Annotated in this window: 21 protein-coding genes and 2 riboswitches; of the genes, 3 read left to right on the forward strand and 18 right to left on the reverse strand. The window is 41.8% G+C overall.

Translation table 11 applies throughout. From position 1 onward, the window contains the following. Positions 1–17 precede the first annotated feature (17 nt). The 17 genes from sufC to A361_RS23960 all read right to left on the reverse strand — a co-directional run bounded on the left by sufC (position 18) and on the right by A361_RS23960 (position 17,186). A complete protein-coding gene (gene sufC, locus A361_RS23885) occupies positions 18–803 on the reverse strand; it encodes a Fe-S cluster assembly ATPase SufC (RefSeq protein ID WP_009331732.1) in 786 nt (261 codons plus the stop codon). 335 nt (positions 804–1,138) lie between these two features. After that, positions 1,139–1,291, reverse strand: a complete 153-nt coding sequence (locus A361_RS30640; protein ID WP_009331733.1) for a hypothetical protein — start codon at positions 1,289–1,291, stop codon at positions 1,139–1,141. A 290-nt stretch (positions 1,292–1,581) separates the two neighbouring features. Further along, positions 1,582–1,953, reverse strand: coding sequence for a carboxymuconolactone decarboxylase family protein (locus tag A361_RS23890; RefSeq protein ID WP_019382729.1), 372 nt, complete (start codon positions 1,951–1,953; stop codon positions 1,582–1,584). Positions 1,954–2,174: 221 nt separating this feature from the next. Further along, a complete protein-coding gene (locus A361_RS23895; protein ID WP_009331735.1) occupies positions 2,175–3,020 on the reverse strand; it encodes a MetQ/NlpA family ABC transporter substrate-binding protein in 846 nt (281 codons plus the stop codon). Positions 3,021–3,032: 12 nt separating this feature from the next. Beyond that, positions 3,033–3,701, reverse strand: a complete 669-nt coding sequence (locus tag A361_RS23900; protein WP_009331736.1) for a methionine ABC transporter permease — start codon at positions 3,699–3,701, stop codon at positions 3,033–3,035. After that, the gene (locus A361_RS23905; protein WP_009331737.1) at positions 3,694–4,719 is read right to left on the reverse strand and encodes a methionine ABC transporter ATP-binding protein; all 1,026 of its coding nucleotides are present in this window, start codon (positions 4,717–4,719) and stop codon (positions 3,694–3,696) included. Before A361_RS23905 ends, A361_RS23900 begins: the two co-directional genes overlap by 8 nt. Positions 4,720–4,872: 153 nt before the next feature. Beyond that, positions 4,873–4,976: riboswitch (SAM riboswitch) on the reverse strand. 139 nt (positions 4,977–5,115) lie between these two features. After that, a complete protein-coding gene (locus A361_RS23910) occupies positions 5,116–6,432 on the reverse strand; it encodes an O-acetylhomoserine aminocarboxypropyltransferase/cysteine synthase family protein (protein WP_019382730.1) in 1,317 nt (438 codons plus the stop codon). 152 nt (positions 6,433–6,584) lie between these two features. Next, positions 6,585–6,686: riboswitch (SAM riboswitch) on the reverse strand. Positions 6,687–6,737: 51 nt separating this feature from the next. Continuing rightward, positions 6,738–7,076 carry an SCP2 sterol-binding domain-containing protein gene (locus A361_RS31310; RefSeq protein ID WP_009331739.1) on the reverse strand — a complete coding sequence of 113 codons (339 nt, stop codon included), beginning with the start codon at positions 7,074–7,076 and terminating at the stop codon, positions 6,738–6,740. Between the two features lie 201 nt (positions 7,077–7,277). Then, on the reverse strand, positions 7,278–8,549 hold the full coding sequence (locus A361_RS23920; RefSeq protein WP_019382731.1) for an MFS transporter: 1,272 nt from the start codon (positions 8,547–8,549) through the stop codon (positions 7,278–7,280). A gap of 152 nt (positions 8,550–8,701) precedes the next feature. Then, positions 8,702–9,010 carry a thioredoxin family protein gene (locus A361_RS23925; protein ID WP_009331741.1) on the reverse strand — a complete coding sequence of 103 codons (309 nt, stop codon included), beginning with the start codon at positions 9,008–9,010 and terminating at the stop codon, positions 8,702–8,704. 15 nt (positions 9,011–9,025) lie between these two features. Further along, complete coding sequence (locus A361_RS23930; protein ID WP_019382732.1) at positions 9,026–9,379, reverse strand: toprim domain-containing protein; 354 nt, start codon at positions 9,377–9,379, stop codon at positions 9,026–9,028. 518 nt (positions 9,380–9,897) lie between these two features. Then, complete coding sequence (locus A361_RS23935; RefSeq protein ID WP_009331743.1) at positions 9,898–10,137, reverse strand: YusG family protein; 240 nt, start codon at positions 10,135–10,137, stop codon at positions 9,898–9,900. A 556-nt stretch (positions 10,138–10,693) separates the two neighbouring features. Next, the gene (gcvH, locus tag A361_RS23940; RefSeq protein WP_009331744.1) at positions 10,694–11,077 is read right to left on the reverse strand and encodes a glycine cleavage system protein GcvH; all 384 of its coding nucleotides are present in this window, start codon (positions 11,075–11,077) and stop codon (positions 10,694–10,696) included. Positions 11,078–11,165: 88 nt separating this feature from the next. After that, positions 11,166–11,525, reverse strand: a complete 360-nt coding sequence (locus A361_RS23945; RefSeq protein ID WP_026041835.1) for an arsenate reductase family protein — start codon at positions 11,523–11,525, stop codon at positions 11,166–11,168. Positions 11,526–11,738: 213 nt separating this feature from the next. Further along, entirely contained in the window at positions 11,739–13,523 is a 1,785-nt protein-coding gene (locus A361_RS23950; RefSeq protein ID WP_019383260.1) for an acyl-CoA dehydrogenase family protein, read from the reverse strand. Between the two features lie 65 nt (positions 13,524–13,588). Beyond that, complete coding sequence (locus tag A361_RS23955) at positions 13,589–14,764, reverse strand: acetyl-CoA C-acetyltransferase (RefSeq protein WP_009331747.1); 1,176 nt, start codon at positions 14,762–14,764, stop codon at positions 13,589–13,591. Positions 14,765–14,804: 40 nt separating this feature from the next. Then, a complete protein-coding gene (locus A361_RS23960) occupies positions 14,805–17,186 on the reverse strand; it encodes a 3-hydroxyacyl-CoA dehydrogenase/enoyl-CoA hydratase family protein (protein ID WP_026041836.1) in 2,382 nt (793 codons plus the stop codon). Between the two features lie 266 nt (positions 17,187–17,452). Here A361_RS23960 and A361_RS29565 point away from each other — a divergent pair, with 266 nt between their 5' ends. The 3 genes from A361_RS29565 to A361_RS23970 all read left to right on the forward strand — a co-directional run bounded on the left by A361_RS29565 (position 17,453) and on the right by A361_RS23970 (position 18,377). Beyond that, positions 17,453–17,584 carry a YuzL family protein gene (locus tag A361_RS29565; RefSeq protein WP_019383262.1) on the forward strand — a complete coding sequence of 44 codons (132 nt, stop codon included), beginning with the start codon at positions 17,453–17,455 and terminating at the stop codon, positions 17,582–17,584. A 157-nt stretch (positions 17,585–17,741) separates the two neighbouring features. Continuing rightward, positions 17,742–18,014, forward strand: a complete 273-nt coding sequence (locus tag A361_RS23965) for a hypothetical protein (RefSeq protein ID WP_009331749.1) — start codon at positions 17,742–17,744, stop codon at positions 18,012–18,014. Between the two features lie 15 nt (positions 18,015–18,029). After that, positions 18,030–18,377 carry a spore coat protein gene (locus A361_RS23970; RefSeq protein ID WP_019383263.1) on the forward strand — a complete coding sequence of 116 codons (348 nt, stop codon included), beginning with the start codon at positions 18,030–18,032 and terminating at the stop codon, positions 18,375–18,377. 64 nt (positions 18,378–18,441) lie between these two features. On the opposite strand, the gene A361_RS23975 is transcribed toward A361_RS23970, so the two are convergent. Then, positions 18,442–18,687, reverse strand: coding sequence for a DUF2573 family protein (locus A361_RS23975; RefSeq protein ID WP_019383264.1), 246 nt, complete (start codon positions 18,685–18,687; stop codon positions 18,442–18,444). Positions 18,688–18,700 lie beyond the last annotated feature (13 nt).

Raw genomic sequence — 18,700 nt, forward strand, 5'->3', positions numbered from 1 at the left:
AGTGATCCCCCTAACGCTTACGCTTCTTGCCCAACTGTTTCGTCTTCAATGCCCAGTTCTTTTTTAATCCAGTCATACCCTTCAGCTTCTAAGCGCTGTGCAAGCTCTGGACCGCCAGATTTTACAACGCGTCCCTGCATCATCACGTGAACATGGTCAGGAGTGATGTAGTTTAGAAGGCGCTGGTAGTGTGTGATGATTAAGCAGCCAAACTCTTCGCCGCGCATTTCATTGATTCCTTTAGAAACAACCTTCAATGCATCGATATCCAAACCGGAATCAATTTCGTCAAGGATCGCAATTTTAGGCTCAATCATCATTAATTGAAGAATTTCATTGCGCTTCTTTTCACCGCCTGAGAAGCCTTCATTTAAATAACGCTGAGCCATATCAAGATCCATTTCAAGAAATTCCATCTTGCTGTCCATTTTGCGGATGAATTTCATAAGAGAAATTTCATTGCCTTCCTCAAGGCGGCTGTTAATTGCAGAACGTAAAAAATCGGCATTTGTTACACCGCTGATTTCACTTGGATATTGCATTGCAAGAAATAGGCCCGCTCGTGCGCGTTCGTCAACTTCCATTTCAAGAACATCTTCACCATCTAATGTGATGCTTCCCTGTGTAACTTCATATTTAGGATGGCCCATGATTGCAGAAGATAGAGTTGATTTACCTGTACCGTTCGGCCCCATAATGGCGTGAATTTCTCCGCCTTTGATTTCAAGGTTTACACCTTTTAATATTTCTTTTCCCTCAATAGCAACATGAAGGTCTTTAATTGTAAGTACTGATCCTGCCATAATATATACCTCCGTCAATAAAAGAAGATTTGTAAATCGGCCTGCAGCCGCAAATCTCTATTCTCATTTTATTCTCATTACAATCTTATAACAAATCAAATGTCATAGCAACTCTTTAAGACCATTAACAAACTTTTCAAACAAAAATGTTTAGAAAGCCTGTAAATATAGATTTTATCATATTAACTTAATGGCATCAAAGTGAAAATAACCGGGAACCTGGCATGTCCTATCTATTTTTTCCCGGGACTGTAATTTCATGTATTGCAAAAAAGAAAACCAGTGCATAATTGGCACTGGTTTCTATTTTCTTCATTATTATATATACCATTAACCTAGGAATGAATTTTTCTTTCAAGATCTGCAACTAAGCGCTGGCTTTGAAGATAATCTTCTTCGCGTTTTTTTTCAACTTCCATTCGAATATCATGTTTCCGGCTGTACACTTCATATCCAACTCCATGGGCAGCTTGCATAGCTTTTTCCATTTCACTCGTGTAGTTCAGCTGTAACTGACTGATAATGAATCAATCCTTTCGGTTTTTATGCTTTCGCATTTAGTTTTACATCTAAAATCTTAACACTCACCATATACCCCGCACAAAGCGGAAAAAACCTGATTTTTTTAGCAAAATAAGGAACGAGAACCCATGAGGCGCTTTCATAATGCGCATTCTTAAAATACTGGCCATATCCTCTGGATTAATGGTTGTTTCAATAATTTTCTGAAATTATCATAAAAAAAATAAAACTCCTGCTATTGAGCAGGAGCTGCTTATTAATGATTTTGCTGATTTAATTCTGTCGTAGCCTCCTGGACAAGCGTAACCGCCTGGCTCATTGCGGCACCGCCGCCAAAAGCTGCAGTAACTCCTACTGCCTCTAGAATTTCTTCTTCTGACGCACCTTGATCGATGCATCCTTTCGTATGATAAATAATGCAATATTCATCCTGAGAATATAAGCTGATTCCAAGGGCAATCAGCTGCTTCTCCTTTTGGGATAAAACCCCTTCCTTAAAACAGGCTTCTGTAAAAGCATTATAATGCTGTGCTAAATCAGGCATTTTTTCAGTGAAAACACCCAATCCAACTTTATAGTCATGAAGGGCTGCTTCTATCGAGTTTGAAGGTTCATGATAATGTTCCATTCGGCTCCACTCCATTTCGAAATAGTTTCAAGGTTAGTATGTTTGATTACTATTCAATCTATACGGGAAGCGGGCCTGAGATATGGCAATTAAAGCGGAAGCGCCCTGCCCACTCCCGACCTTCGAGGAGGCAGGCGCTAGAACTGGACCTTTATCGACGTTCAAAAATTATACCTATACTATAAAAAAAACAGGCGCATAGACGCCTGCTTTTTTAACTCTTACTCAGATACCGGTACAACGGCACCTTCATATTTTTCAAGAATGAAATCCTGAATTTCTTTAGAACGAAGCACTTCTACAAGAGCTTTAATTCCTTCTTTTTCTTCATCGCCTGAGCGGACAGCAATTACATTTACGTATGGGGAATCTTTGTCTTCAATTGCAATTGAATCCTTAAGAGGATTCAATCCGGCATCAATTGCATAATTGGAGTTGATCAGGACTGCATCCCCTTCTTCATTATTGTAGATTTGAGGAAGAAGTGAAGCTTCATATTCAGTATCAAACTTTAACTTTTTAGGATTGTCTTTAATATCTTCCAGAGTTGCTTCGGTTTTTTCTACATCTTCATTTAAAGTAATAAGTCCCTCTGCTTCAAGCATGGAAAGTATACGGCCATGGTCTGCTACTGAGTTGCTCATGATGATTGATGCACCCTCAGGAAGTTCGTCAAGGCTCTTATATTTTTGAGAATATACTCCGATTGGCTCGATATGAATTCCGCCTGCATTTGTAAAATCATATCCATGTTCAGCTTTCTGTGACTCAAGGTAAGGAATGTGCTGGAAATAGTTTGCATCCAGCTCCTTAGACTCAAGAGCCTGGTTTGGCAATACATAATCCTGGAATGGTACAACATCAAGTTCAAAGCCTTTTTCTTCAAGTAATGGCTTTGCCTCTTCAAGGATTTCAGCGTGTGGGACGTTGGAAGCCCCTACTGTAATTTTAGTGCTTTCTTTACTTTCTCCGCCTTCACCGGCATTGCCGTCTTCTTCTGACGTTCCGCAAGCTGCAAGAACAAGTGCTACTGCAAGTGCAAGAGCAAGTGATAACCATTTTTTCATATGAATCTCTCCTTAACGTTTGTCTAATTTAGTTGTTATGATATCTCCAATAAACTGGATGATAAATACGATGATTAGAATAATGACAGTCGCCATAAGCGTCACATCACTGCGGCTCCTCTGGAATCCTTCCAGGTAAGCAAGGTTTCCAAGTCCGCCAGCACCGATGACACCGGCCATGGCCGTGTAGCCAACAAGCGCGATGGCTGTAACGGTAATTCCTGAAACAAGGGCGGGCATTGATTCCGGAAGCAGAACCTTCCAGATAATCGTGCTTGTTTTTGCCCCCATAGACTTGGCCGCTTCAATTACACCTTTATCTATTTCCCTCAAGCCTATTTCCACCATACGGGCATAAAAAGGGGCGGCACCAATAATTAATGCAGGCAGTGCTGCATCTTCCCCGATCATTGTTCCTAGAAGAAACTTGGTAAATGGAATCAATAACACGATCAGAATAATAAACGGAATTGAGCGGAATATATTGACGAAAGCAGAAATAACTTTATTAATTGCCGCGTTTTCCCAGATGTTACCCTTGGAAGTCAGGAAGAGCAGCAATCCCAGAATTGCACCTAAAATAAAAGTTGCGAGAACAGAAATAGCTGTCATATATAGGGTTTCCATTGTAGCTTCCCACATGGAATCCCATTTCACATTTGGAAACCATTCGTTAAGCATTGGAAATCACCTCCACGCCAACCTGCTGAGAATGAATAAATTCAATGGCTTTTGCAACTTCCTCTGCTTCTCCATCAACATGGATGAATAAAGTACCGTAAGAACCATTCTGTGTCTGGGAAATCTTTCCTTGAAGGATATTTACGGTTACCTGGAAATTACGGATCAGGTTTGTAATCAACGGCTGTTCAGCTGATTCGCCGACAAACCCTAATTGCACTACTTTTCCTTTTGGATACAAATCGACCAGATGATCAATCGTTTCCTTAGTTTCTTCAGGCTCTGTCACCTGCTGTACAAACCGCTTTGTAATCACAGCTTTGGGATTCCTAAATACATCCAATACAGGCCCGATTTCAACAATTCGGCCGCCTTCCATGACTGCAACCCGATGGCAGATTTTACGGATAACGTGCATTTCATGAGTAATTAGGACAATCGTTAAGCCCAGACGCTCATTGATGTCAACAAGCAGCTCCAAAATGGAATCTGTAGTCTGCGGATCAAGTGCAGATGTCGCCTCATCACAAAGCAGTACTTTTGGATTGTTGGCAAGGGCTCTAGCAATTCCAACCCTTTGTTTTTGACCGCCGCTGAGCTGGGAAGGATAGGCATCTTCTCTTCCTTCGAGGCCAACGAGTTTAATGAGCTCGTCTACCCTTTTCAGCCTTTCCTGCCGGGAAACACCAGCAATTTCAAGCGGAAAAGCGATATTCTCTCTTACCGTTCTCGACCATAATAGGTTGAAATGCTGGAAGATCATGCTTATTTCCTGACGCGCTTTTCTTAGCTTGCTTCCCTTTATCTTTGAAACCTCATTTCCTGCAACTGTCACACTGCCATGGGTAGGAAGCTCCAGCCCATTCAGCATGCGGATCAAGGTACTTTTACCTGCACCGCTATATCCGATAACTCCGAAGATTTCTCCTTCCTTTACTTCCAGGTTTACATTGTCAACAGCTTTTACCTGGCCTTTTTTTGAAGAGAAAATCTTCTGTACATCTTTTATAGAAATCAACGTGAATTGTCACCTCTTTAATCGAAAGATACAGATTATAATTATTAGACTGCTTATATTCCCCTATTTTTTACTCCTTATAGGCTTTCATGCGCTAAAAGCAAAAATGCCTTTCTGCACATGAGCAGAAAGGCATTAAAAATTAAGTCCTTTCTCTCATCTGTCAAAGCTATGCTTTGAGTGAATTGGCACCATTTCAAATAATTGACGGTTGCCGGGCTTCATAGGGCACTTCCCTCCACCTCTCTTGATAAGAGCGTAACGATTTATATTCAATTAATATTTTAATAAATTAAGCAGTTTATTAATTACGTTTGCTATCGTATCATAGCCATCAAAAAGGTGTCAACGAAGAAATTTTAAACTTTCGGAAAAAAATGAATGGTAAATTTTCCTTTATGCTTTTGCAGAAAGTGATGTAATGCCTGCAGCTGCTTCGATCGCCTGTTCCAGATCTTCAATCAAATCTTCCGCATTCTCGATTCCGATAGAAATTCGAATTAGATCCTCCGGCACTCCCGCAGCTTTTAAACCTTCTTCATCAAGCTGCTGGTGAGTTGTACTTGCAGGGTGGATAATCAGGCTCTTTGCATCCCCGACATTTGCCACATGTGCCCAAAGCTTCAGGCTGTTTATTAGCTTGGCACCTGCTTCTCTTCCGCCAGCAATTCCAAACACAGCCACAGCTCCTGCTCCTTTCGGCATGTATTTATCCGCCAATTTTTTATCCGGATGGCTTTCATTTCCAGGATACAGGACCCAATTAACAGCTGGATGCGCCTCTAGATACTCCACTACTTTTTTCGTGTTGGCAACATGCTCTTTCATCCGTACATGCAAAGTTTCAAGCCCCAATGTGAATTGAAATGCACTTTGCGCACTCATAGCAGGCCCTAAGTCTCTTAAAAGCTGTACGCGTGCTTTGATAATATAAGCCGCCTCGCCAATTGCTTCGCTATAGACAATATCATGGTAGCTGGGATCTGGCTCTGTAAAGCCCGGGAACTTATGGGAATTCCAGTCAAATTTTCCTCCGTCTACAATAATTCCTCCCATTGTTGTTCCATTGCCGAGCAGCCATTTAGTCGCAGAGTGTATAACAATGTCAGCCCCATGTTCGATCGGCCTGCATAGATAAGGTGTAGCAAAAGTGTTATCGACAATCAGCGGCACACCATTCTCGTGTGCAATTGCTGCTACCTTTTCAATATCCAGGATTTTTAAGCTTGGGTTCCCTATCGTTTCGGCAAAGATGGCCTTTGTTTTATCTGTAATCGCGTTACGGAAATTTTCCGGCTCTTTTGGATCAACCAGTTTCACTTTAATTCCATACTTGGGAAGTGTGACTGCAAACAAATTATAAGTACCGCCATATAAATTGGACGCAGCAATAATTTCATCCCCTGCTTCAGCTATGTTTAAAATGGCAAGCGTAATGGCAGATTGTCCGCTTGCAAGAGCCAGGGCACCAACTCCTCCTTCAAGCAAGGCCACTCTTTCCTCAAATACACTTACAGTCGGATTATGTATCCTGCTATAAATATATCCTGGCTCTTTAAGAGCAAAGAGATTTGCAGCGTGATCTGTATTCTTGAACTGGTAAGCATTGTTCTGGTAAATCGGTACCGCCCTTGCGCCAGTTACAGGGTCTGGCTTCAGTCCCCCATGCACTCCAATTGTTTCAAAACGGTAATTTTTTTGTTTATCAGTCATTGCTTTCTCTCCTCTATAAAAATTTTAGTATTTCTTATCGAAGAACTAAGAAAAATGCAAGGTGCCTGGAGCTAGACAGTTATCAAATTTCAAAGAAAAAAGTCTGATATTATGAAAAAACCCTCTTCATAAGAAGAGGGCTGTATCGTCTCTTCTTATCTTCCAGAGCATCCCGCTCTGCTGGATTTAGCACCGTGTACTTTACCGGTTGCCGGGCTTCGCTGGGCCAGTCCCTCCGCCTCTCTTGATAAGAATATTCAGTTAATTGATATTAAAACGATATTATCATACTATTTAAAAAATGGTCAAGTATTGTGATATGAAATTTTCCCTAAACAGAAAAAGGATTCGAGGAGCAATTTTTTTCTGAAGGTGGTTTCCATCTTTATTTTATTTTGGAAAATAGCATCCCTTAACTTTAACTCGCCTGAAATCAGTGACAGCACAGATTCTTCAGAGCCCGAGACCTCCACATCAAAATGACTGGTGTGACTGGCCTTCCGGATTTCCCCATTCATAATTTCCAGAGGAATGCTTATATTTCCCGCCTTAATAAGCAAAGAGAAATTTGATTTTCTTAAAAAGTATCCAAGATGACCTTTAGACTTTAATTCCCGGATAAATACATCAGGTAAATCCTTCACAGCCTCACCTCTTTTAATGGGTTTATCATCTTTAATATTCAGTAATAAATGGCTTCAATCCTTTAATTTTCTTTCGACAAAATCAGAAGATCGCTGGAGCCAGACAGTTCTCGCATTTCAAATTTATTAATTCTGGAAGAACCAGAAAGACAATACCTGTTTATTAGGCATTGTCTTTCATTTCCCGAGAAATATGTCAGATTATACTGTTTTTACGGAAGGTGATGCAGTTTTTGTCTTTTTATAGTTTTTGAAAACAAAGAAAAAATAGAGAGAGCCAATCAAATATAAAGAAGCTGTAATGGAGAATACGAGTGCATATCCCCAATAATCTCCATATCTCATGACAATTCCTGTTGAAATAGGCCCCATTACAGCCCAGCCCAGATTGAAAACCATCTGATTAACGGAGTTTGCCAGCCCTTTCATCGAATCATTTACCCTAGACATCATCAGCGACATTTGTATTGGGTTTCCAGCATTCATTAATGCCTGCCGGAACAAAAAGCCGATGGCAGCCAGCCAAAGATTCTCTGTATAAGCAGTTAAAAGCAGAAAAGGAAGTGACATGAGCTGCAGGATTACAACTGCTCTGACTTCTCCCACCTTCCTTACCACAACAGGGCCGATAATCATAGCAAAAGCTGTGGCAGCCTGCCCTAATGAAATAATAATGCCAATGGCTGAATTGGAAGCTTCAAAACGGTCTGCGAAGTATAGATTTAGATAAGGGATAACCAGTCCTGCTCCAATTCCTATCAGCAGCTGCGCAAAAGCAAACATGGCGATAATTTTGACGCCTTCATTATTAGCGGATAGGTTTTTGAACGAAAAACCTTTTATGCCTCTTACATCGTTTTTATCTTTCGGAGCTTCTGCGAAACGAAGTATGGGAACAAGGCCTGCTATGAAGAAAACACTTGCAATCAGAAGTGTAATCCGGATGCTGGTGAGCTGGTCCACAAATAAAGAAAATACATCCGTAAAGATGCCTCCGCTTAAGTTTCCGATTACATTTGCACCCGTCATAATGGCAAAATGGATGCTGAATAAATGAACCCGTTGGTCAGCCTTAGAATTCTCAGCCAGCCATGGTATGCCGGATACTTGCAGAAATGCTGTAGTCAGCCCTGTAAAAAAGGCAAATAAAATCAGGAGTTCCTGCATTTCAACCATACTTCTGAAAAGCATAGCGACACCCGTTGCAACAGCCCCGAACAGCATCGCTCTTTTTCTTCCAATTCGGTCGCTTGCGATTCCTGCCGGCACAAGAATCAGTGCTGTGGCGAGTGCAGTCATAGATATGATTTGCCCATTCACACTTTCGGAGTAGCCAAGCTCCCTTATGTAAAAATTATAGATTACCATGAATATCCCAAAGCCTATTTGTGTAAGGGTATTCGCCATAAAAGCCAATTTTATATTGCGGTTATAGCCTTTAAATTGGCCTGCCCACTCCTTGTAAAATGCCATCCGGATCCCTTCCTGCACTGTATGTTTATTTCGATTCCCTAAGTATCATACTCTTTCAAAAGGATTTTGTAAATATATTTAGAATATTGAAAAGGCGAATTTCTATATTTTTTTAAAATGCAAAAAACCAGGAAGCTTTGCTCCTGGCTTTCTCAATAGATGCTTCTGATTCTATCCAACAAATAGGGAACTGATCGGAATGCATATAATTTTCCCTGTAAATTTCCTTCTTTAAAGATGAGAAGACAAGGTACGCTTTCCACTCCCCATTGTTCAGCCAATTGCGGCATATAATTTAAGTCCGCTTTCCCAATCTTTTGATCAGGCAGCAATTGTTCTGTAACTGTCAGCATCTTTCCTGCCATCTGACAGGTTCCGCACATAGGCGTGTACAAATAGATAAGGGCAGTTTCTTGCCCGTTAACCGCTTCCTCAATCTCCAGCTGCGACCATTCCTGCATTTTATCATCCTTACTTTATCTGTCTAAATATTGTGTATAAACGTCAATATTAGCTCCCAGCAGCACTGTAGCCAAATGTTGTTCCGGTGCTGTCGCTACTTCTCTGTACATTCTATCGATGTATAGATGCTCTGCCTCTGGAAATTCCCTTTTAAACTGTTTTCTCAGCTTTTCACCGGCTGAATCGGCATCCACCAATATATATACATCCTTATCAAACAGTGTGTCAATTAATTCATCCAGCTTGGTAATGCTTATTGTTCCATTTGTGCAGATAATCTCTACAGGTTCTCTTATTATGTTTTTAACCTTCGTTTTATCTGACTTTCCCTCGACAATAATAACTTTTTCCGGAATTCCCTCGTTCATCGTCATCACCTGAAAGGAGTTATTTTGAAACTGTTGCTTTAATGTTAGCTGTTTACTCATGAGATTGATCTTAGATTGTAAATGAATCCCGTTGATTTCCGCTGGGAGAAATGAGAGCCTCCTGCAGGATATTGAATAAGCTTCCTGAATTAGCATCGTACAAAGAAAATGCGGAAGCTTTTTCGAGGATCAAGTGCCCTCCGACCCAATCAACTCAGTTGACAAACTTAGTTTATCGTAAGCAAAGTTTACAAAACAGCCAAATTTAAAAAACCAGTCTTACATTGGTACTTATCTTAATATATTCAATATTCTCGGTTATGGTGTGAATCTCCTGCCCATATTGGAGGTTAGGACTGCGCTGATTTTACATATTATTCTACAGCTTGATAAAGGAAATATTTTTGAAGAAAAATAATCATTGTAGTACTCTTAAACAGCCTATTTCATTGTATGCCCGGTAATATTGCTTTATCCTATTAAATAAACAGCGGAATCCATTCCGCTGTTTACAGTAGTCAGCACCAGCCGCCTTCGTCACAGTCTGTGTAGCGCTCTTGCGCTTTATCTGGAACGGAGACATTCTGATATATTTTTTGGTGGTCGGTCTCAAAATGATGGGCCAGGTTAAAGGAAGAGCCTTCAGGAAGGCTGATTTGGCCAATTTTTTCGTTCTCAAGATAAAGATCAATCCCATTACTTTTAAGCTTGCCGACAACCCGATCTGTAATATCGATTTTCTGCTGATTCAATGTCATGGGTAACCAATCCTTTCATGCTTTTGGGTATCTATAGTTTGCCCTTTCTCTGCAAAAGAAAAAATAGCAATTAAAGCCAGTTAGAAAAGCGCAAGCGCCTTGTCCACCCCGACAATCACAAGACGAGCCTCACAGAAAGGCGTCCTTTGCCTTTTGGGGAGGATTGCCTGAAATGTGGAGGCGACTGCCCAGGGACGACAGGCATAAGACGGTTCCTGTAAGAAGGCGTTTTTCCTTCTGAAAGGAATCGGCTTATGCTTCCGAGTCCCTAGGAGCCGCAACTAGACAAACCGAAATGTGGAGGCGACTGCTCAGGGACGACAAGCATAAGACGAGCCCTGCAAGAAGGTGTTCTTTCCTTCTGGAAGGGATTGGCTTATGTCTCGAGTCCCTAGAAGCCGAAACAAGACAAGCTTGTGACCTCGAGGGGGTAGGCGCTGGAGCTAGACAGGTCTCGAAGTACATAGATACAAATTCTAATAGCAGAACCCTTGATCAGCCCCTCAGTTACATAAACAGCATGAAAGCCGGTTCTTATAGAACCGGCTTTCATACATTAGTCTTCGTTTGTCATTTCTTCATATTGCTCAGCAGTCATCAAACTCTCTACTTCGCTTAAATCTGAAGGCTCCACCACAACCATCCATGCTTTTTCATATGGGGATTCGTTTACGAATTCAGGGTTGTCGTTAAGGTCTTCATTTACTTCAACCACTTTACCGCTTAATGGCGCATAAAGTTCAGAAACTGTTTTTACAGATTCTACGCTTCCGAATGGCTCGTTTGCACTTAGCTCATCGCCAACTTCAGGAAGCTCAACAAATACGATGTCACCAAGTTCTGATTGCGCGAAATGCGTAATCCCGATACGTACTTTCCCATCTTCTGTTTTTACCCACTCATGCTCTTCTGAATAACGTAATTCTTTTGGTGTGCTCATTATGTATCCCTCCAAATTAATATTTCAATTTATGATCAGTAAATCGATCTCATGGTTAAATATGGCTTAAAAGGCTAAAGTCCAGCGCTTAGGAAAGCCATGTCTTTTCATATTCCTCTTCTTTGAAGCCCACTGTTACCTTTTCTCCATCTGTCAGCAGCGGACGCTTAATCAGCATGCCGTCTGTTGCCAAAATATCAAGCAGTTCTTCTTCCATAGAGGTCTTCACCTTGTCCTTCAGTCCGAGTTCCCGGTATTTTTGACCACTCGTATTAAAGAACTTTTTCAGTTCTAAACCGCTCTTTTTATAAAGCGTTTCAAGTTCGCTTCGAGAAGGCGGATTGTCTGTTATATGTATTTCTTCATAGGACAGATTATGTTCATCAAGCCATTTCTTGGCCTTTCGGCATGTCCCGCATTTAGGATACCAATAAAAAGTCAACGCCATTTTTTCACCACCCATTTTAGCAAATTCAGGCTTATCCAAAATTGCTGCCTTTTAATTGAATAGTAACATAAATGGATGACAAAGCATAACATTGGTCTCCAAATTTATATTCGACAAATTTCTATATTATCCTTCTGGCAAAAAAAATTTTTTGAAGGGTTATTTTTGGCAAAAAATAAAGCTCCCTTCATGATGAAGAGAGCCTAAGATCAATTAAACTGTAAAACGTTCCGCGTCGATCAGTTTTTCTGATGCTTCACGCTTCTTTGCAATGACGTTGATTGGGGTGTGGCGGGTAAATTTGCGAAGTGCTGACATCATCATGCGCAGAGCATCGCCGTTTTCTACTGCCACAAGTGTTTCTTTTGCATCCTGCTCGATTTTGTTAAATGCTTCCTGGCAGAAGATTTGAGTGTAAAGAAGTTTTTGCTTGTTCTTTTCAAGCCCTGCCTTTTCAATAGCCTTTTCCGTACGGAGAACAACCGACTCCATTGCATAAGCATTTGATATAATATCCGCAATGTTTACGAGCACTTCCTGTTCTTTTTCAAGAGCTTTTCCGTACTTCTGTGCTGCTAAACCAGCTGCAAGCAAGCCGATTTTCTTTGCATTTTTCACCAGATATTTTTCCTGTGCAAGCGGCTCGTCACCAGGCTCTTCAGGCATCAACATCATAAGCTCTTCCTGCAGTGCCTGGGCTTTCTGGAATAATGGAAGCTCTCCTTTTAATGCTTTGCGGAGGTACGTGCCCGGCACCAATAGACGATTGATTTCATTTGTTCCTTCAAAAATACGGTTAATACGTGAATCACGGTAAGCTCTTTCAATCTCATATTCAGCCATGAAACCGTAGCCTCCGTGGATCTGAACACCTTCATCTACTACATAGTCGAGGACTTCCGTGTTAAAGAATTTATTCATGGAGCACTCTATAGCATATTCAGCGATTGACTTCGCCACTTCTTTTCCATCTTTCACTTCTTCGTCCGAAAGCTTGCTCATACGGTCCTCAAATAAGCCTACAGTCCGGTATACTGCACTCTCAGCGGCATATATCTTAGAAGCCATTGTTCCCAGTTTCTCTTTTGTCAAATTAAACTGAGAAATTGGTGTCTTAAACTGCTGGCGCTGATTGGCATATTGAACGGCAAGTTCGAATGCCCGCTTCGCACCGCCGACTGCTCCAACACCTAACTTATAGCGGCCAATATTTAAGATATTAAATGCAATCACATGTCCCTTGCCAAATTCACCAAGAAGGTTTTCCTTTGGCACCTGGGCATCTTCAAGAATTAACGTACGGGTAGAAGAGCTCTTAATCCCCATTTTCTTTTCTTCTGCTCCTACAGAAACACCCGGGAACTCCCTTTCAACGATAAATGCTGAGAAGTGTTCACCGTCAATTTTTGCGTATACTACGAATACATCTGCGAAGCCTGCATTCGTTATCCATTGCTTTTCCCCGTTTAATACATAGTGCGTACCTTCTGCATTCAGCTTGGCAGTCGTCTTTGCTCCAAGAGCATCAGAACCTGAGCTTGGCTCCGTCAATGCATAAGCAGCAAGTTTTTCGCCAGTAGCTAATGCAGGAAGGTATTTTTGCTTTTGCTCTTCATTTCCGAAAAGAACAATTGGAAGGGAACCAATTCCAACATGTGCACCATGCGAGATGGAAAAGCCGCCTGCACGCGCCATTTTCTCGGCTATAAGTGCAGAGCTAACTTTATCTAAAGCAAGTCCGCCGTATTCCTCTGGAACATCTGCGCCTAATAGTCCGAGGTCTCCAGCTTGCTTCAATAACTTTACCGAACGGTCAAATTCGTGGTTTTCCAGATGCTCAATTTGCGGAACAACTTCATTTACAACATAATCTTCAGTCGTCTTAGCAATCATAACCTGCTCATCTGTATAGTCTTCAGGCGTAAAAACCCGGTCACAGGAAACATCTTCGATTAAAAAGCTTCCGCCTTTGATAAGGTTTTCAGTTTGGTTTGACATTTTCTTATTTCCTCCATTCTGTTTTGCGGTGAAGCCTTTGGCTTCTCTCCAAATTCCGGCTCAATTTATAAAAGTTCAAATACTCCGGCTGCGCCCATTCCGCCACCGATGCACATTGTTACAACTCCAAATTGCTGATTGCGGCGCTTCATTTCATGAATTAGAGATAGAGTGAGCTTGGCACCGGAACAGCCCAGCGGGTGTCCAAGTGCAATGGCCCCTCCATTTACATTTACTTTCTCTTCATCTAAGTCCAGCTCACGGATAATTTGAATGGATTGGGACGCAAAAGCTTCATTCAATTCAAATAAACCGATATCAGAAAGCTCCAGCCCTGCAAGCTTTAATGCTTTAGGAATGGCCACAACTGGACCGACACCCATGATTTCAGGAGGAACACCGCCTACTGCAAAGCTTCTGAATTTAGCCATTGGCTTCAACCCAGAAGACTCCGCCTTTTCCCTGTCCATTACCATTACTGCTGCAGCTCCATCACTTGTCTGCGATGAATTCCCAGCTGTGACACTGCCGGTTACCGAGAATGCCGGACGCAGTTTTCCGAGTGTTTCAACTGTGGAATCTGAACGGACGCCTTCATCCTGGCGGAACTGGATTGTTTTTTCTTTAAGCTTATTGTCTTTTCCAACGGATCTAAACGTTACGTCTACTGGCACAATTTCTTCTTCAAATTTGCCATCCTGGATTGCCTGTGCAGCTCTCTGATGACTTCTGACCGCAAATGCATCCTGGTCTTCTCGTGTAATGCCATACTTCTTTGCAACTTCTTCAGCTGTATGTCCCATACCCATATAGTATTGGGGGGCTGTTTCGGCAAGTTTGGCATTCGGGCGGACTACATGCCCCATCATCGGCACAAGGCTCATAGATTCCGCTCCGCCTGCAATGATTGTATCAGCATGGCCAATCATGATTTTTTCAGCTGCATAAGCAATTGCCTGCAGGCCTGAAGAACAATAGCGATTAATTGTTATTCCCGGCACTTCATGTGAAAGTCCGGCAAGAGCTCCGATATTCCTTGCCATGTTCAGCCCCTGTTCGGCTTCAGGCATAGAACAGCCGATAATTAAATCATCGATGTTTCCTTCATAATTTCCTGCGCGCTTAAGGGTTTCCTTTACTACAAGTGCACCTAAGTCATCCGGCCTGACGTTTGCAAGCGTACCTTTTTTGGCTTTTCCGACCGGTGTCCTGGCACCTGCAACTATTACCGCTTCTCTCATTATTTTCCCTCTCTTTCTCTTAATGTCTCAAACTATTACTTTAATTACGCAACGGTTTCCCTTTTAAGAGCATGTGCTGCATCCGCTGCTGTGATTTCGGTTCAGCTACAAGGCTTAGGAATGCTTCTCTCTCCAAGTCAAGCAAATATTGCTCATCCACTTCTGTACCGTATGGCACTTTTCCGCCTGCGATTACATAAGCAAGCTTCTTCGCGATTTTTAGATCATGCTCTGAGATATACCCTGAGTAGAGCATTGCCTGCGCTCCAAGCAGGAGTGTTGCATATCCTGTTTCGCCGACAACCGGCACCTTCTTCCTTACAGGAGGCTTATAGCCTTTTTTGTGCAGAGCAAGAACTGCCTGCTTTGCATCATAAAGGAGATGGTCCCCATTCACACTGATGCCATCTGCCAGGTTCAGAAAGTTATTATCCCTAGCTTCCTCGCCTGATGTTGAAACCTTTGCCATTGCAATCGATTCAAATACTTTATTGGCAACCTTTTGAAGGTCAAATTCCACACCATTTGGCATGTTTTTAAGATGCTTAATGTAGAGCTCTTTGTTACCGCTTCCTCCTGGAATCAGGCCTACCCCCACTTCAACAAGTCCCATATATGTTTCGCTTGATGCCTGAATATGTGCTGCCGGCAGACAAACCTCAGCCCCGCCGCCAAGTGTCATGCCAAATGGAGCAGCAACTACCGGTTTCGCACTGTACTTAATTTTCATCATGGCATTCTGGAACTGACGGACTACCATATCCAATTCATAAATATTGTCATCCTGCGCTTCCATGAGGATCATTCCGAGGTTGGCGCCTACACAGAAATTCTTGCCCTGATTCCCGATAACAAGTCCTTTGTAGTTCTTCTCCACTTCATCCACTGCAAAATTGATCATTTGGATAATATCCAGTCCAATGGCATTGCTTTGCGAATGGAATTCAAGCAATGCAACACCATCGCCTAAATCAATCAGGCTTGCACCGGTATTTTTTTTAATTACACCTTTTTGCTTTTTAATCTGTTTCAAATTGATTGCTTTAGGGTTTTCCTCGATTAATCTGTACTCGCCATTGTGATAGAAATATTGCTTGCCTTCTTCTTCTTTATAGAAAGAATCAAAGCCTTTTTCCAGCATATCCTTTACCCATGCCGGCACTTCCTCACCTGCATCTTCCATCTTCTGGACAGATTTCCCTACTCCAATGGCATCCCAGGTTTCAAATGGCCCCAATTCCCAGCCAAAGCCCCATTTCATCGCTTTGTCTATTGCTGTTACATCATCAGCTATTTCGCCGAGTAATTGCGCCGAGTAAAGAAGAGCCGGACTCAGGATGTTCCACAATAATTGGCCTGCGCGGTCATCTGAGTATACAAGCGCTTTCAATTTTCCAGGAGTGCCTTTTTCCTGCTTGCTCAATTCCGTCGAAGCTGTCTTAAGCTTTTTGCGCTTACCGTATTCCAGAGATTCAGGATTCAGTTCAAGAATCTCTTTGCCCTTTTTCAAGAAAAATCCTTGCCCTGACTTGCTTCCAAGCCAGCCTTTTTCCTGCATAACTTTCATAAAGCCCGGAACTTCAAATACTTCCTTTTCTTTCCCGTCTACCTGGTCATAAACATTGTTTGCCACGTGTATAAATGTATCAAGCCCTACTACATCAAGTGTTCTGAATGTAGCACTTTTCGGGCGGCCAATCAGCGGTCCAGTTATGGAATCTACTTCACCGATACTGTACCCGCCCTTTAGCATCTCCTGCACTGTAACCAGCAGGCCATAAGTGCCGATTCGGTTGGCGATAAAGTTTGGTGTATCTTTAGCTTCAACTACTCCTTTTCCCAGTACATCTTCTCCAAATTGCTTCATAAATGACAGCACTTCAGAAGAAGTGTTTTTAGTAGGTATGACCTCGAGAAGTTTTAAGTAACGAGGAGGATTAAAGAAATGTGTTCCAAGAAAGTGTTTTTGGAAATCTTCCGAGCGCCCTTCTGACATTGCTTCTACAGATATTCCAGACGTATTGGAGCTGACGATGCTTCCTGGCTTGCGGGATTGGTCCACCTTTTCAAAAACCTGCTTCTTAATGGCGAGGTTCTCCACAACAACTTCAATAATCCAATCGACATCCTTTAGACGCTCCATGTCATCTTCAAAGTTTCCTGCCTCAACTAACGCAATATTATTTTTGGAAGTTAATGGAGCCGGTTTTTGTTTTAATAATTTTTGGCGGTTTCCTTCACTGATTCGATTGCGGACTGCTTTATCTTCAAGAGTAAGCCCCTTTGCCTTTTCAGCATCCGTTAATTCGCGAGGCGCGATATCCAATAATAATGTCGGGATCCCGATATTGGCCAGATGGGCTGCGATCCCTGAACCCATGACCCCTGAGCCTAAAACTGCCGCCTTCTTTATTTGTTGGATCAACTTTATTTCCCCCTTTAACTTTTTTGAATGAATACTCATTCATTTTATTCTCAAAAAAAATATGCATCTCTTCTGAATGAGTTCTGTTAGTTATAACTATAAAATATTTGCAAAATTTACGCAATGATTTTAAGCGGAAATTTAAAAATGTTTTGAAATTTTTCATGGCTCAAAGTAATTTATATATTTTATGCGAAATGTAAATAGGTGTTTTGGACACTCTAAAAAGGAAACATTTTTTGTTCGTTACGGAGGTGAAAGAAATGGGAAAAATGAAAAAAGATCCTTCCAAAGCAGGAGTCAGCGCTGCAAGTGTCCAGGGAGATGCAGGTCCTACCGTTGAAAGGCAAGGGCCTAAAAAAAGGAATAGCCAAAATAATCAATATAAGCGGTAACACGCTGTTTAAAGGCTGGCTGCCGTCAGCCTTTTATAGTTTCCATTATGTATATAGGTAATTCATCTTCTGCAGAATAGCAAACGTTTTTCAGAGGAAAGATATCCTCGAAAAGAATCGAAGCTATTATAGGCTAAAAGAATTGGAGGGACAATTAATGCAACAGCAAAATATGAATATGCAGAACCAGCAGGGCATTATGCAGCAGCCTCCTGCGGTTATTTCCACTAAGGATGCTCTTTACTTAACAGATATGCTTACCTGGAACCTTCTCGCCTGTAAAAAAGCGCATTTTTACGCGCAGCAATGCCAGGACCAGGAGCTAAAAACACACTTCGAGCAATGCGGCCAAATGCATCAGCGTCACTACGAACAGCTGCTTGCTCATTTAAACCAGCAAAATCAGCAGAACTTTATGGGAATGCAATAGAAAGGAGTCTTGAAAATGAACCAGAACCAGAATCCAAATACGATTCAAAATCCCGAGACACAGGTAAATAAAACTCCGCAAATGAATGATCGGGATTTTACAAATGATATTTTATCTACAGAAAAATATATGACAGATGCATATTCTGTCGCCCTAAATGAGGCAAGCCATCAGAGCCTGTATCAGGATATTCTTGCGGCTTTTAACGAAACACAAAACCAGCAGAGAGAATTTTATAACCTAATGTTCAAAAAAGGCTGGTATAAGGTTGAAGCGGCTGACCAGCAGAAGCTTCAGCAATCTTATCAGCAGTTCCAGGGCTATACAAATCAATTGCCATATGGCAATGCTCAGATGCAATAAGAAGGAGTGCCAAACAAAAAACCGCTGTTTTTATCTCCAGCGGTTTTTTAGATTCTACAAATTTCTATTTTTTGCTTCTCATCTCTTCATTCATTGTTTTAATTTCAGCGACCAGAGCCTTCATTTCCTCTTTTGCAGAAGGGTATGTATCATTCCAGTGCTTGGCTAGAGGCGGCATCGATTTCGCAATAAAAGAGTACAGCACCCAAGCTTCAACCTTTTCCTTTAACTCCGGGGAGGTCTCTCCAATTAGGAGTTCGGTATATTTTTCAAGCAGGCCATCCAGCTGTTCCTTCAACTCCTCATTCATTGCGATTCCTCCT

It is taken from the genome of Cytobacillus oceanisediminis 2691, from assembly GCF_000294775.2.
GTDB classification, from domain to species: domain Bacteria; phylum Bacillota; class Bacilli; order Bacillales; family Cytobacillaceae; genus Cytobacillus; species Cytobacillus pseudoceanisediminis.

Coding starts and splice junctions, on each gene's coding strand:
- A361_RS23900 (WP_009331736.1), bottom strand. CDS start 3,701: ATGCTTAACGAATGGTTTCCAAATGTGAAATGGGATTCCATGTGGGAA.
- A361_RS23970 (WP_019383263.1), top strand. CDS start 18,030: ATGAACCAGAACCAGAATCCAAATACGATTCAAAATCCCGAGACACAG.
- A361_RS23950 (WP_019383260.1), bottom strand. CDS start 13,523: ATGTCAAACCAAACTGAAAACCTTATCAAAGGCGGAAGCTTTTTAATC.
- A361_RS30640 (WP_009331733.1), bottom strand. CDS start 1,291: ATGGAAAAAGCTATGCAAGCTGCCCATGGAGTTGGATATGAAGTGTAC.
- A361_RS23930 (WP_019382732.1), bottom strand. CDS start 9,379: ATGAACGAGGGAATTCCGGAAAAAGTTATTATTGTCGAGGGAAAGTCA.
- A361_RS23925 (WP_009331741.1), bottom strand. CDS start 9,010: ATGCAGGAATGGTCGCAGCTGGAGATTGAGGAAGCGGTTAACGGGCAA.
- sufC (WP_009331732.1), bottom strand. CDS start 803: ATGGCAGGATCAGTACTTACAATTAAAGACCTTCATGTTGCTATTGAG.
- A361_RS23945 (WP_026041835.1), bottom strand. CDS start 11,525: ATGGCGTTGACTTTTTATTGGTATCCTAAATGCGGGACATGCCGAAAG.
- A361_RS29565 (WP_019383262.1), top strand. CDS start 17,453: ATGGGAAAAATGAAAAAAGATCCTTCCAAAGCAGGAGTCAGCGCTGCA.
- A361_RS23895 (WP_009331735.1), bottom strand. CDS start 3,020: ATGAAAAAATGGTTATCACTTGCTCTTGCACTTGCAGTAGCACTTGTT.
- A361_RS23965 (WP_009331749.1), top strand. CDS start 17,742: ATGCAACAGCAAAATATGAATATGCAGAACCAGCAGGGCATTATGCAG.
- A361_RS23935 (WP_009331743.1), bottom strand. CDS start 10,137: ATGACATTGAATCAGCAGAAAATCGATATTACAGATCGGGTTGTCGGC.
- A361_RS23910 (WP_019382730.1), bottom strand. CDS start 6,432: ATGACTGATAAACAAAAAAATTACCGTTTTGAAACAATTGGAGTGCAT.
- A361_RS23920 (WP_019382731.1), bottom strand. CDS start 8,549: ATGGCATTTTACAAGGAGTGGGCAGGCCAATTTAAAGGCTATAACCGC.
- gcvH (WP_009331744.1), bottom strand. CDS start 11,077: ATGAGCACACCAAAAGAATTACGTTATTCAGAAGAGCATGAGTGGGTA.
- A361_RS23890 (WP_019382729.1), bottom strand. CDS start 1,953: ATGGAACATTATCATGAACCTTCAAACTCGATAGAAGCAGCCCTTCAT.
- A361_RS23975 (WP_019383264.1), bottom strand. CDS start 18,687: ATGAATGAGGAGTTGAAGGAACAGCTGGATGGCCTGCTTGAAAAATAT.
- A361_RS23955 (WP_009331747.1), bottom strand. CDS start 14,764: ATGAGAGAAGCGGTAATAGTTGCAGGTGCCAGGACACCGGTCGGAAAA.